This is a genomic window from Buttiauxella cochleicola (assembly GCF_021282435.1).
Lineage (GTDB): Bacteria > Pseudomonadota > Gammaproteobacteria > Enterobacterales > Enterobacteriaceae > Buttiauxella > Buttiauxella massiliensis.
Map to the genome: position 1 here is coordinate 337,500 of NZ_JAJSOT010000004.1, position 13,557 is coordinate 351,056.

Annotated in this window: 13 protein-coding genes and 1 other RNA gene; 10 read left to right on the forward strand and 4 right to left on the reverse strand. The window is 50.4% G+C overall.

Features of this window, described 5'->3' with window-relative positions:
* Positions 1–5: 5 nt before the first annotated feature.
* From tdcC to LVQ77_RS12470, 6 genes are all read left to right on the forward strand, one after another.
* Complete coding sequence (tdcC, locus tag LVQ77_RS12445) at positions 6–1,337, forward strand: threonine/serine transporter TdcC (protein WP_151993172.1); 1,332 nt, start codon at positions 6–8, stop codon at positions 1,335–1,337.
* Between the two features lie 30 nt (positions 1,338–1,367).
* A complete protein-coding gene (gene tdcD / locus LVQ77_RS12450; RefSeq protein WP_232904564.1) occupies positions 1,368–2,576 on the forward strand; it encodes a propionate kinase in 1,209 nt (402 codons plus the stop codon).
* A gap of 30 nt (positions 2,577–2,606) precedes the next feature.
* Positions 2,607–4,901 (forward strand): formate C-acetyltransferase, encoded by a 2,295-nt coding sequence (pflB, locus tag LVQ77_RS12455; RefSeq protein ID WP_232904565.1) that lies wholly within the window; start codon positions 2,607–2,609, stop codon positions 4,899–4,901.
* A gap of 158 nt (positions 4,902–5,059) precedes the next feature.
* A complete protein-coding gene (gene mscS / locus LVQ77_RS12460; RefSeq protein ID WP_151993175.1) occupies positions 5,060–5,914 on the forward strand; it encodes a small-conductance mechanosensitive channel MscS in 855 nt (284 codons plus the stop codon).
* 140 nt (positions 5,915–6,054) lie between these two features.
* On the forward strand, positions 6,055–6,690 hold the full coding sequence (gene argO / locus LVQ77_RS12465) for an arginine exporter ArgO (RefSeq protein ID WP_232904566.1): 636 nt from the start codon (positions 6,055–6,057) through the stop codon (positions 6,688–6,690).
* A gap of 108 nt (positions 6,691–6,798) precedes the next feature.
* Positions 6,799–7,533, forward strand: a complete 735-nt coding sequence (locus tag LVQ77_RS12470; RefSeq protein WP_151993177.1) for an oxidative stress defense protein — start codon at positions 6,799–6,801, stop codon at positions 7,531–7,533.
* 113 nt (positions 7,534–7,646) lie between these two features.
* Here LVQ77_RS12470 and argP read toward each other — a convergent pair whose 3' ends face one another.
* Positions 7,647–8,546 (reverse strand): DNA-binding transcriptional regulator ArgP, encoded by a 900-nt coding sequence (gene argP / locus LVQ77_RS12475; RefSeq protein WP_064513636.1) that lies wholly within the window; start codon positions 8,544–8,546, stop codon positions 7,647–7,649.
* A 167-nt stretch (positions 8,547–8,713) separates the two neighbouring features.
* Here argP and rpiA point away from each other — a divergent pair, with 167 nt between their 5' ends.
* The 3 genes from rpiA to LVQ77_RS12490 all read left to right on the forward strand — a co-directional run bounded on the left by rpiA (position 8,714) and on the right by LVQ77_RS12490 (position 11,621).
* On the forward strand, positions 8,714–9,373 hold the full coding sequence (gene rpiA / locus LVQ77_RS12480) for a ribose-5-phosphate isomerase RpiA (protein WP_232864553.1): 660 nt from the start codon (positions 8,714–8,716) through the stop codon (positions 9,371–9,373).
* 280 nt (positions 9,374–9,653) lie between these two features.
* Positions 9,654–10,892, forward strand: coding sequence for a phosphoglycerate dehydrogenase (gene serA / locus LVQ77_RS12485; RefSeq protein ID WP_151993178.1), 1,239 nt, complete (start codon positions 9,654–9,656; stop codon positions 10,890–10,892).
* Between the two features lie 117 nt (positions 10,893–11,009).
* Positions 11,010–11,621 (forward strand): DUF2238 domain-containing protein, encoded by a 612-nt coding sequence (locus LVQ77_RS12490; protein WP_232904567.1) that lies wholly within the window; start codon positions 11,010–11,012, stop codon positions 11,619–11,621.
* 2 nt (positions 11,622–11,623) lie between these two features.
* On the opposite strand, the gene LVQ77_RS12495 is transcribed toward LVQ77_RS12490, so the two are convergent.
* From LVQ77_RS12495 to zapA, 3 genes are all read right to left on the reverse strand, one after another.
* Positions 11,624–12,220 carry a 5-formyltetrahydrofolate cyclo-ligase gene (locus LVQ77_RS12495; RefSeq protein WP_232904568.1) on the reverse strand — a complete coding sequence of 199 codons (597 nt, stop codon included), beginning with the start codon at positions 12,218–12,220 and terminating at the stop codon, positions 11,624–11,626.
* Positions 12,221–12,246: 26 nt separating this feature from the next.
* A non-coding RNA gene (gene ssrS, locus LVQ77_RS12500) (6S RNA) lies at positions 12,247–12,430 on the reverse strand.
* 41 nt (positions 12,431–12,471) lie between these two features.
* The gene (gene zapA, locus LVQ77_RS12505; protein WP_034457736.1) at positions 12,472–12,801 is read right to left on the reverse strand and encodes a cell division protein ZapA; all 330 of its coding nucleotides are present in this window, start codon (positions 12,799–12,801) and stop codon (positions 12,472–12,474) included.
* A gap of 166 nt (positions 12,802–12,967) precedes the next feature.
* Between zapA and LVQ77_RS12510 the strand changes: the two genes are divergently transcribed.
* A complete protein-coding gene (locus LVQ77_RS12510) occupies positions 12,968–13,546 on the forward strand; it encodes a YecA/YgfB family protein (RefSeq protein WP_151993181.1) in 579 nt (192 codons plus the stop codon).
* Positions 13,547–13,557: the final 11 nt, after the last annotated feature.

A 13,557-nucleotide genomic window follows, 5' to 3' on the forward strand; every position in this document is an offset into this window, starting at 1 on the left:
CTATTATGAGTAATACTGATGCAACCCTTATTGGCCAAAAAGCTGTATCGCAATGGCGCAAATCTGACACCACCTGGACATTAGGCTTATTTGGCACCGCAATCGGTGCCGGGGTTTTATTCTTCCCGATCCGTGCAGGCTACGGCGGTTTAATTCCAATATTGATCATGCTATTCCTGGCTTATCCCATTGCATTTTATTGCCACCGCGCATTAGCACGCCTGTGTCTGTCGGGCAGCAACCCTTCTGGAAATATTACCGAAACGGTAGAAGAGCATTTTGGTAAGACAGGTGGTGTGGTCATTACCTTCCTGTACTTCTTTGCCATTTGCCCGTTGCTGTGGATTTACGGCGTTACGATTACCAACACCTTTATGACTTTCTGGGAAAACCAGCTGCAACTCATGCCGCTAAACCGCGGTGTGGTGGCGCTGTTCCTGCTGCTGTTGATGGCTTTTGTTATCTATTTTGGCAAAGACCTGATGGTCAAAGTCATGAGCTATCTGGTGTTCCCGTTCATTGCCTGCCTAATCCTGATTTCCGTCTCGCTGATCCCTTACTGGAACTCTGCGGTTATCGATCAGGTGAGTCTCAGCGATATTTCGTTTACCGGCAGTGACGGCATTCTTGTGACCGTATGGCTCGGTATTTCCATCATGGTTTTCTCCTTTAACTTCTCACCGATTGTCTCTTCGTTTGTGGTTTCCAAACGCGAAGAGTATGAGAAGGACTTCGGCAGGCAGTACACCGAAGACAAATGCTCGAAAATTATCTCCCGTGCCAGCATGTTGATGGTGGCTGTTGTAATGTTCTTCGCCTTCAGCTGCTTATTCACGCTTTCACCGCAAAATATGGCCGAAGCAAAAGCGCAAAACATTCCGGTGCTTTCTTATCTGGCAAACCACTTCTCATCGATGTCAGGTTCGAAGTCTACCTTCGCCACTACGCTTGAGTATGGTGCGTCTATTATTGCCCTGGTCGCAATCTTCAAATCCTTCTTCGGCCACTATCTCGGCACACTCGAAGGGCTTAACGGTCTGGTTCTTAAGTTTGGCTTTAAGGGCGATAAAACCAAAGTCTCCGGGGGCAAACTCAATCTCATCAGTATGGTCTTTATTATGGGGTCGACCTGGGTTGTGGCTTATGCCAACCCGAACATCCTCGATTTGATTGAAGCTATGGGTGCGCCGATAATTGCCTCTCTTCTTTGCCTGCTGCCAATGTATGCCATTCGCAAAACCCCTGCGCTGGCGAAATATAAAGGCAGAACCGAAAACATTTTTGTCACAGTAATTGGTTTGCTGACCATTCTTAATATTGTCTACAAGCTTATCTAATTACTTACTCAGGACGAGTGGAATTTAAAAATGAATGAATACCCGGTAGTGTTGACGATTAACTGTGGTTCTTCTTCGGTTAAGTTTTCAGTGTTAGATGCAGAAACTTGCGATGTGCTTTTATCGGGAATTTGCGAAGGTATTAATACCGAGCGTGCATTTTTAACGATTAATGATGGAGAGCCAGTTATTCTGGCTCACCAGAATTATGAAGAGGCACTTGCTGTAATATCTGCGGAACTTGAGAAACGTCATTTAATTGATAGTGTGGCCTTTGTTGGCCACCGTATTGCTCACGGTGGTTCTTTATTTAGCGAGTCGGTATTAATTACCGATGACGTTATAGAAAAAATTCGCCAGGTTTCACCTTTGGCGCCGTTACATAATTACGCCAATTTGCATGGGGTGGAATCGGCGCGGGCGCGTTTCCCTGGCGTTCCGCAGGTGGCGGTATTTGATACCAGCTTCCATCAAACGCTGAAACCTGAAGCGTATTTATACGGTTTGCCGTATCGCTATTTTGAAGAATACGGGGTGCGTCGTTACGGCTTCCACGGCACTTCGCATCGCTACGTTTCCCAGCAGGCGAGCGAACTTCCCGGCCTGGAGTCAGCAAAATCGGGGTTGGTGATTGCTCACTTAGGAAATGGCGCTTCGGTTTGCGCGGTGCAGAATGGCGAAAGCGTTGATACGTCGATGGGCATGACGCCGCTCGAAGGGCTGATTATGGGCACGCGCTGCGGCGATGTGGATTTCGGCGCTATGGCCTGGCTTGCCCGCCAGACCGGGCAATCGCTGGATGACATGGAACAGGTCGCCAATAAAGAGTCCGGGTTATTAGGTCTTTCAGGTTTGTCATCTGATTTACGCACCCTGGAAAAAGCCTGGCACGAAGGCAATGAACAGGCGCAATTGGCGATTAAAACCTTTGTTCATCGAATCGCCCGAACCATTGGCGCGCATGCCGCGGCATTAGAAAGTTTTAATGGCGTTATTTTTACCGGTGGCATTGGTGAAAACTCCATTCTTATTCGCCGACTGGTTTCAGAACGGTTACGGGTATTTGGGATTGAACTGGATACTGAAAGAAATAACCAGCCTAACCGAATCGGACAACGAATTATTTCCAGCGATAGTTCAGCAATTATTTGCGCTGTTATTCCGACTAACGAAGAGAAAATGATTGCGCTTGATGCCCTGCAATTAGGTCAAGAAAGCCGCCTCGCAGAATATGCCTGAATTAATAATATGCTTTAAAGGAATGAAGTAATGAAAGTCGATATTAATATTACCAGCGATAATTATTCCCGTGCCTGGCAGCAATTCTCGGGCGATGAATGGAAAACAAGTATTAATGTGCGGGACTTTATCCAGCATAACTACACCCCGTATGAAGGCGATGAATCATTTTTAGCGGGAGCCACTCCTGCAACCACGGCGCTGTGGGAAAAGGTCATGGACGGTATTCGTATCGAAAATGCCACCCATGCCCCGGTGGATTTCGATACCAATATTGCCACCACGATTACCGCCCATGCACCGGGCTATATTCTCAAAGAGCGTGAAAAAATTGTTGGTTTGCAAACCGATAAACCGCTGAAGCGTGCCCTCCATCCGTATGGCGGCATCAATATGATCAAAAGCTCATTCGAAGCTTATGGTCGTGAAATGGATGCAGACTTCGAATACCAGTTCACCTCACTGCGTAAAACCCATAACCAGGGCGTATTTGACGTTTATTCACCGGATATCCTGCGTTGCCGTAAATCGGGAGTGTTGACCGGCTTACCGGACGGTTACGGGCGTGGACGTATCATCGGTGATTACCGCCGTGTGGCGCTTTACGGGATTGCGTATTTGGTACGCGAGCGTGAATTGCAGTTTGCCGATCTACAGGGCCAGCTTGAGCGCGGTGAAAACCTGGAGGCCGTGATACGCCTGCGCGAAGAGTTGTCTGAACACCGCCGCGCACTGTTACAAATCCAGGAGATGGCGGCGAACTATGGCTTTGATATTTCACGCCCTGCCAACAATGCACAAGAAGCGCTGCAATGGCTCTATTTTGCTTATCTGGCTGCGGTGAAATCGCAAAATGGTGGAGCGATGTCACTGGGCCGCACCACCACGTTTATTGATATTTATATTGAACGCGATCTGAAATCGGGATTGCTGACTGAGTTGCAGGCTCAAGAGCTGGTCGATCATTTCATTATGAAGATCCGTATGGTGCGCTTCTTGCGTACGCCAGAGTTCGACTCGCTGTTTTCCGGCGACCCTATCTGGGCGACAGAAGTGATCGGCGGGATGGGTTTAGACGGGCGCACGCTGGTCACCAAAAATGCCTATCGCTACCTGAACACGCTTTACACCATGGGGCCTGCGCCTGAACCGAATCTGACCATTTTGTGGTCGGAAGCGCTGCCGAAACCATTCAAAGTGTATGCAGCTAAAGTTTCCATCGAAACGTCATCGCTGCAATATGAAAACGACGACCTGATGCGCTGCGATTTTGAGAGCGACGACTACGCGATTGCTTGCTGCGTTAGCCCGATGGTTATCGGCAAACAGATGCAGTTTTTTGGTGCACGCGCCAACCTCGCCAAAACTTTGCTGTATTGCATCAACGGCGGGATGGACGAAAAACTGAAAATCCAGGTCGGCCCAAAAATGCCAATGTTGTTGGACGATGTTCTGGATTATGAAACGGTGATGAGCAGCCTCGACCACTTTATGGATTGGCTGGCGGCGCAATACATCACGGCGCTTAATCTCATCCACTATATGCATGATAAATACAGCTACGAAGCCTCGCTGATGGCGCTGCACGACCGGGATGTTTATCGCACAATGGCATGTGGTATTGCCGGGCTCTCGGTGGCGGTGGATTCGCTTTCCGCAATCAAATACGCGACGGTGAAACCGGTGCGCGATCAGAACGGGCTGGCGGTTGATTTCGTTATTGAAGGCGAGTACCCGCAATACGGCAATAATGACGATCGTGTTGATGTCATTGCCTGCGATCTGGTTGAGCGCTTTATGAAGAAGATCCAGGCGCTGCCAACTTATCGTAACGCGGTGCCGACTCAGTCGATCCTGACGATCACCTCGAACGTGGTGTATGGGCAAAAAACGGGTAACACGCCAGATGGTCGCCGTGCCGGAATGCCATTTGCACCAGGTGCGAACCCAATGCACGGGCGGGATCGGAAAGGTGCTGTGGCTTCATTAACGTCGGTCGCCAAACTGCCGTTCAGTTACGCCAAAGATGGTATCTCTTACACCTTCTCGATTGTTCCTGCGGCATTAGGGCGTGATGACGCCGTGCGCCAGTTAAACCTGGTAGGATTGCTGGATGGTTATTTCCATCACGATGTGCGAACTGAAGGCGGCCAGCATCTGAATGTAAACGTCATGAACAGGGAAATGCTGCTTGATGCCGTTGAGCATCCGGAAAACTACCCGACGCTGACCATCCGCGTTTCCGGCTATGCGGTGCGTTTTAATGCTCTGACGCGAGAACAGCAACAGGATGTGATTTCTCGCACCTTTACGCACTCGATCTGATACCTCGCTGCATTTATTCACTCTCCTGAACCCGCCTCGTGCGGGTTTTTTTCGGCCAAATTTGTGACTAACTTGGCACATTCGCTTGTTTTGTTTACCCTTTAAAGTCTCTGTTGTGCCTTTCAGGCGCAAATTTCAGTAATGACAAGGAACCGTGAATGGAAGATCTCAACGTAGTAGACAGTATTAATAATGCTGGAGGCTGGCTGGTACGCAACCAGGCGTTACTGCTGAGCTATGCGGTCAACATTGTGGCGGCGATTGCGATAATCATCGTCGGGATGATCGTGGCTCGCGTGGTTTCCAATACGATTAACCGTGTGATGTTGGCGCGTGGTATTGATGCGACGGTAGCTGATTTCCTTTCCGCTCTGGTGCGTTACGGCATCATCGCATTTACGTTAATTGCTGCGCTCGGGCGCGTTGGCGTGCAGACTGCTTCCGTTATCGCGGTACTCGGTGCCGCAGGTTTAGCCATTGGTCTGGCGTTACAAGGTTCGCTTTCTAACCTGGCGGCAGGCGTGTTGCTGGTGACTTTCCGTCCATTCCGCGCGGGTGAATATGTCGATCTCGGCGGTATCGCCGGAACCGTGCTGAACGTGCAGATTTTCTCCACCACTTTGCGCACAGTGGACGGCAAAATCGTTGTGGTGCCAAACGGCAAAATCATCGCCGGCAATATTATTAACTTCTCCCGCGAACCGGTGCGCCGCAACGAATTTATCATCGGCGTGGCGTACGATTCGGATATCGACCAGGTGAAGCAAATCCTGACAGATATCATCAACAGCGATGAGCGCGTGCTGAAAGACCGCGAAATCACCGTGCGTCTTAATGAGCTTGGGCCGTCAGCCATTAACTTTGTGGTGCGTGCCTGGAGCAACAGCGGTGACCTGCAAAACGTCTATTGGGATGTGCTGGAACGCGTTAAACGCGAGTTTGATGCACAGGGAATCAGCTTCCCTTATCCGCAAATGGATGTGAATTTCAAACGCGTGAAAGAGGCTGCGTAACAGTGATTTTCTGGGGCCAGTTCAGGCTGGCCCATTCTTCATTAGTAATACTTATAAACCATTAAAATTATCCATTTCCTCTAATAATTTTTCCCCATTACACTCCTCTTTAATTGCTGAACATTAAAGAGTGAATCATCGTGTTATCTTATTTTTTTCAAGGTCTTACATTGGGTGCTGCGTTAATCCTGCCGCTGGGACCACAAAATGCGTTTGTGATGAACCAGGGCATTCGCCGCCAGTATCATCTGATGATTGCCTCCCTCTGTGCAATTAGCGATGTACTGCTGATTTGCGGTGGGATATTTGGCGGTAGCGCGCTGCTGATGCAGTCGCCATGGCTGCTGGCTATCGTCACATGGGGCGGTGTGGCATTCCTCATTTGGTATGGCTGGGGCGCATTGCGTACCGCGATGAGTAGCAGCGTTGAGCTGGCGTCAGCTGAGGTTATGAAGCAAGGGCGCTGGAAAATTATTGCCACCGTGCTGGCGGTGACCTGGCTTAATCCGCATGTTTATCTGGACACTTTTGTGGTGCTGGGGAGTCTCGGCGGGCAACTGGCTGATGAACCAAAACGCTGGTTTGCATTAGGTACCGTGAGTGCGTCTATCCTGTGGTTTTACGGCCTGGCACTGCTGGCGGCATGGCTGGCGCCGCGTCTGCGTACCGCGAAAGCTCAGCGCATTATTAATGGCGTGGTTGGCCTGGTGATGTGGGTTATTGCCTTACAACTGGCGGCAGATGGCGTACGCCATATCACTACCCTGATAGGCTAATTAGCCTTTATCTGATAGACAACTGACTATTCCAGGCTAAGCTTGCTGCCAGACGTCCGTGTATTTTGCGGGCGTAATGACAGTGGAATGTAGCATGGAGGAATTACAGTGAAGTTTAAAACCCTGGCATTAGCCGCTTTAGTGGGATTAGGTTCGGTTCCGGCGTTGGCCGATGAGTTGCCAAATGGCCCACATGTCGTGACATCCGGCACCGCAAGCGTGGATGCTGTTCCTGACATTGCTAAGCTCGCAATCGAAGTCAATGTGTCAGCCAAAGATGCTGCATCAGCTAAAAAACAGGCTGACGATCGTGTTGCACAATACCTGACATTCTTGCAGCAAAGTGGCATCGAGAAGAAAGACATCAATGCTGCCAATCTTCGTACTCAGCCAGAATATGAATACCTGAAGGATGGTAAAACGCAGCTTAAAGGCTACATTGCCGTGCGTCAGGTGGATGTCACGCTGCGTAAACTCGACAAAATGAACGAGTTGCTTGATGGCGCATTAAAAGCAGGTCTTAACGAAATTCGTTCTGTTTCTCTGGGTGTTGCGAACCCGGAAGCATACAAAGACAAAGCGCGTAAAGCCGCAATCGACGATGCCGTTCGCCAGGCAAAACTGCTGGCCGAAGGCTTTAGCAGCAAGTTGGGCCCAGTCTATAGCGTGCGTTACCACGTCTCTAACTACCAGCCAGCACCGATGGTGCGGATGATGAAAGCTGACGCCGCTCCACCAGTATCGGCCCAGGATACCTACGATCAGCAAACTATTCAGTTTGATGATCAGGTTGATGTGGTATTTGAGCTGGAACGCGCTAAGAGCGAGCAGCCAGCACAATAAATGGTAGATGCCGTTTGCGCTTATCCACCCTACAAAACTGCAAAAATGTAGGTCGGATAAGCGCAGCGTCACCCGACAAAACAAGAAGGCCGCTAAATATTAGCGGCCTTCTTCTATTCTGCGTCCTGTCGTAGAACTTTATGCCCGTACTCGAGAAGTGCATCGGTGACATTGCGCATCATGCGGCTTTCAGGCGCGAAGCGGTGCCAGTACAACATTCGACGCTGCATCAGGCCCGGCGTCAGGTCAATCAGCTCGCCGCTGTTAATCTCTCTTTCAATTTGCAGATGCGGAATCATGCAGCATGTGGTGCCCTGGCGCGCCAGTTGTACGAAGGCTTCCGACGAGTTAACGATATGGCACGGTACGCTGCCTGGTGACAAATCGAAGTTTTGCTGCAAGAACGCCTGGTGCATATCGTCGAGATGGTCAAACGCCACCGCTGGCGCTTTTAGCAGGGCAGAACGTGTGACGCCGTTCGGGAAATAGCGAGCGGCAAAATCTTTCGAACCGACAAACAGATAATCTAACGCACCCAGTCTGTCGACCAGGCAGCTTGGCAGCGGCTGTGGCTGAATGGACACCGCACCGACTACTTCACCACGACGCAGGCGTTCTTGCGTTCGGGTTTCATCTTCAACCTGAAGATTCAGGCGGATAGGGGAGTCTGCAAGAACAGGAGCGAGCGCTGGCAGTAACCAGGTTGCCAGACTGTCGGCGTTGACCGCAAGTGACAGCAGGAGTGGTGTGGAACCCGTTTGTTCATCGCCCAACCACTCTTCTTCAAGCAATTCCACCTGGCGCAATAACGCCAATAGCTTTTGTCCTTGCTCGGTTGGACGAGGTGGCACGGTGCGCACTAACAATGGTTGGCCGAACATATTTTCCAGTTGCTTGATACGCTGTGAAACGGCGGATTGAGTAATGCAGAGCTTTTGTGCCGCGCGCTCAAATCCACGTTCACGAATGACTGCATCCAGCGCCTGTAGTGTTCTATAGTCCGGGCGTTTCATTGTTGTTAGCTAACTCCTGTTTTTGTTATCCCAGCACTATGACATAAATTTGCCGCTGATCCAGACCAAAACCGCAAAGTTCGCCTGAGTATTACGGCAATCGCAGGACATTTTTTTGAAGCTTGCTCTATAATGCGCGTCAGTTTTCACAGCACAGGCAAAAAACCATGACGCAGGATGAACTGAAAAAAGCAGTTGGCTGGGCAGCATTACAATACGTGCAACCAGGCACGATCGTTGGTGTGGGTACCGGTTCAACGGCCGCACACTTTATTGATGCTCTCGGGACTATCAAGCATCAAATTGATGGTGCTGTTTCTAGCTCCGACGCTTCTACCGCCAAATTGAAAAGCCTTGGTATCACGGTTTACGATCTTAACGAAGTTGACTCACTGGGCATCTACGTTGATGGCGCAGACGAGATCAATGGCCAGATGCAAATGATCAAAGGCGGTGGTGCCGCTCTTACCCGCGAAAAAATCATCGCGTCTGTGGCGGAAAAGTTTATCTGTATCGCTGATGCGTCTAAGCAGGTGGGTATCCTCGGTAACTTCCCGCTGCCGGTTGAGGTTATTCCAATGGCGCGTAGCTGTGTGGCTCGCCAACTGGTCAAACTGGGCGGTCGCCCTGAATACCGCCAGGGCGTGGTGACCGATAACGGCAACATTATTCTTGATGTTTATGGCCTGAGCATTGCCGAGCCAATTGCATTGGAAAATGCGATTAACGGCATACCTGGTGTCGTGACTGTCGGCCTGTTTGCTAACCGTGGCGCGGATGTTGCGTTGATTGGTACTGCCGATGGCGTGAAAACCATTGTGAAATGATCTGGTTGGGGCGTGACAAGCGCCCCATACCCGAATAAAAAATGACAAAATAATCTAACGCCAAATTTGGTGACATATGTCACATTATTAACAACTGTCTACTTTTCATTCCTGGTTCTCTCTTCTACTTAGCATTTTCTGCTGCCTGTTATGGCTTATTCCTTTTTTGACCAGATGAGTGCGCAATCGTTTATATTGCCCCGCCCGTATTTTTTGATATTTTGGCAGAAGGGTGTCTTATCACACAGCACAACATCAGTTCTAAAAATAGGGTCGGGAAATGGCAAAAGTATCACTGGATAAAGACAAGATTAAATTCCTGCTGGTGGAAGGCGTACACCAGAAAGCCGTGGATAACCTTCGCGCAGCAGGCTATACCAACATTGAATACCACAAAGGCGCGCTGGACAGCGAAGCCCTTAAAGAGTCGATCCGTGATGCGCATTTCATTGGTCTGCGTTCCCGCACTAACTTAACTGAAGATGTTCTGGCTGCAGCTGAAAAGCTGGTGGCTGTGGGCTGTTTCTGCATCGGTACTAACCAGGTTGACCTTAATGCTGCGGCTAAACGCGGCGTGCCAGTGTTTAATGCCCCGTTCTCCAACACGCGTTCTGTTGCTGAACTGGTTATTGGCCAACTGTTGCTGCTGATTCGTGGTGTGCCAGAAGCTAATGCTAAAGCACATCGTGGTGTGTGGAATAAAGTGGCTGTGGGTTCTTATGAAGCGCGCGGCAAGAAACTCGGCATCATTGGTTACGGCCATATCGGGACTCAGTTGGGTATTTTGGCTGAAGCGCTTGGCATGAACGTTTTCTTCTACGATATCGAAAACAAACTGCCGCTAGGCAATGCCACTCAGGTGCAGCACTTGTCCGATTTGCTCAATATGAGCGACGTAGTCAGCCTGCATGTGCCTGAAAATGCTTCCACTAAAAATATGATTGGCGCCAATGAACTGGCACTAATGAAGCCGGGCGCGCTGCTCATCAATGACGCACGTGGCACCGTGGTAGATATTCCAGCACTGTGTGATGCGCTGGCGCGTAAACACCTGTCTGGCGCGGCAATCGATGTGTTCCCAACTGAGCCTGCGACTAACAGCGATCCGTTTAACTCACCACTGTGTGAATTTGATAACGTGATCCTGACTCCGCACATTGGTGGCTCTACCCAGGAAGCGCAGGAAAACATCGGTCTGGAAGTCGCTGGCAAGCTGGCAAAATACTCTGACAACGGTTCAACATTGTCTGCGGTGAACTTCCCTGAGGTTTCCCTGCCATTGCACGGTGGAAGCACCAGCCGTTTGCTGCACATTCACGAAAACCGCCCGGGCATTTTGACCGCGCTGAACCAGATTTTTGCCGAGCAAGGCATCAACATTGCCGCTCAGTACCTGCAAACCACTCCGCAAATGGGTTATGTAGTTATTGATGTGGATGCTGAAGAAGATGTTGCTGAAGCTGCACTGAAATCTATGAAGGCGATTCCAGGCACTATTCGCGCTCGTCTGCTTTACTAGTTTCAAGTTTACGGGAGTCCACCAGGGCTCCCGTTTTATTCTCAAAATCCCTTTCCTGAGTTGTTTTTTTCACCCTGCGCACTGATAGTTACGCTTTTAGCCCGGCGGCGAAACAACATGACCAGTACATTCTTAAAATCCGGTGCCTTTATCCTGCTGTTGATTCTCATCTATACGGGCCTTAGCACCGCAGACAGGCTTACCTGGCTGATGGAAGTCACGCCGGTCATTATTGTCGTCCCTCTGCTTTTAGCGACTCACACTCGTTACCCGCTGACTCCGCTTCTGTATACGCTGATTTTCTTCCACGCCATTATTTTGATGGTCGGCGGTTTGTATACCTACGCGAAAGTACCCATTGGTTTTGATGTGCAGGAATGGTTCGGTCTGAGCCGCAACCCGTATGACAAACTCGGCCATTTTTTCCAGGGTCTGGTTCCCGCACTGGCGGCGCGAGAAATTCTGGTTCGGGGTGGCTATGTTCGTGGACGCAAAATGATCGCGTTTCTGGTGTGCTGTGTCGCGCTCGCCATCAGTGCGGTTTATGAACTCATTGAATGGGCGGCGGCGATGTCATTAGGGCAGGGAGCAGATGAGTTTTTGGGGACTCAGGGCGATGTATGGGACACGCAATCAGATATGTTTTGTGCGCTTCTCGGCGCGCTGTTTACGGTTTTGATACTGCAATACTGGCACACAAAGCAGTTACTGAAACTGCGTGTAGCCTGAGTTTACCACTGCCAGATACGCGATGGCGTGACCACTGCAGGCAGCGGGATATCCCACTCTTGCGCGGGTAACGCCGGAACGTGCTGGCAATCATGTGCCAGCCCAACCGGCCATAAGCCATGCTGCTGCCAGTTCTGCAACGTACGGTCGTAAAAACCACCACCCATTCCCAGTCTTTGCCCTTGCTCGTCGAATGCGACCAGCGGCGTAATTAGCACATCCAGTTTATCCAGCGGCAGTACGTCACGCACATCAAGTTTAGGCTCAAGGATTTTCAGACGATTCATCACCAGATGGCTATCCTCGGCATAACGCAGGAACAGCAAATTGCCGTTACTGAAGGGATGCAGGACGGGCAGGTAAACGGTTTTCCCCGCGAGCCATAAGGCGCGGATTAACGGCGTGGTATCCAGCTCACCGTCAAACGACAAAAACACAGCGACCGTCGCAGCTTTCGCAACAGGCTCGTAAGCGAGCATGCGCGCAGCGGCAAGTTCAGCAAAATGGTGTTGTTCAGTTGGTGTGAGTGCACGGCGTCGTTGCCGAATGTGTTGCCGGATTTCTGAGCGAAGCGATGGGATTAGCTGAATTTTCGTCATGGTGATGACTAATTTGGTAGAAAGAGGGAATCTCCGAGATGCCGCCGCAGGCTGTAACCCTTGAACCCTTGGTTCAAGGTGAATGCAGCGTCAGAATCATCAGGCTTCTCGGACGGACCGAGCATGCTCACAGAATCTGGAGCACCACATTCTTGTGGTATGAAATATCGGCTCAGGGGACTGGCCCGCATGCAAACATCTCAGAGAAATTTGGTCTTCAAAGTTACTCTACCATAGGTAACTGTGAAGTGTTATTCAAAATTTGGACCCTGTCTTTCTGTTATGCGACCTTGCTCAAGCAACGCTTGTTCGATGGTCTGCTGTAACATCCGAATACGTTCTTCCATATTGGAAGCGTAGTCGCGGGTTTTCGATTTTTCCTGAGCCAACTCGTAGCAAATGTTCAGTGCTGCGATGAAAACTAACTGCTCAGTATTTGTGACTCTAGTGCGAACTTTTAAATCTTGCAACCGTTGATTAAGCTCTTCCGCCGCAAGATTCAGTGCATCCTGTTGTTCAGGCGGACAATTCACGCGCAATGAACGACCGAAAATTTGGATATCGACTGGTTGTGCAGACATGCCACCTTCCTGCTGTTAACTCGCCTGCCTTCGTTTACCGTACCTGGTAACGAAAGGGGCGTCACTATAGCTATCCCGAAATGAAGATACAAGCCCTTTTCTGGTGCCTTGGGGTCCCTGGTGGTAGCATAACATGAACTATCCCTGCCAACGATGGCGAATGCGCATGTCTATACAGAACACTATGCCTGACTATGACTTAGTCGGCCAACTATTGAACCAACAAGGTGTGGGTCTGACGGCCTCCGAAATGCACGGCCTGATTAGCGGCATGCTGTGTGGTGGCAACAAAGATACCAGCTGGCAGCCACAGCTACACGACCTGACAAACGAAGGGCTGGCCTTTGGTCAAAACCTTGCCGATACATTGCGCCAGATGCACGGTGCAACGAGCGATTCGCTGGAAGATGACGGTTTCCTGTTCCAGCTTTACCTGCCCGACGGCGACGACGTTACCGTATTCCAGCGTGCCGATGAACTGGCGGGTTGGGTAAACCACTTCCTGCTGGGCCTTGGCGTAACGCAGCCTAAGCTCGATAAAGTCACCGGCGAAACCGGCGAAGCTATCGACGATTTGCGTAACATCGCGCAGCTGGGCTACGACGAAGACGAAGATCAAGAAGAGCTGGAAATGTCGCTCGAAGAGATCATCGAGTACGTGCGAGTTGCCGCGTTGCTGTGCCACGACACCTTTACTCGCCCGGTTCCGACCGCGCCGGAAGTGCAGAAACCAACGCTACACTAAAAACGACGAAA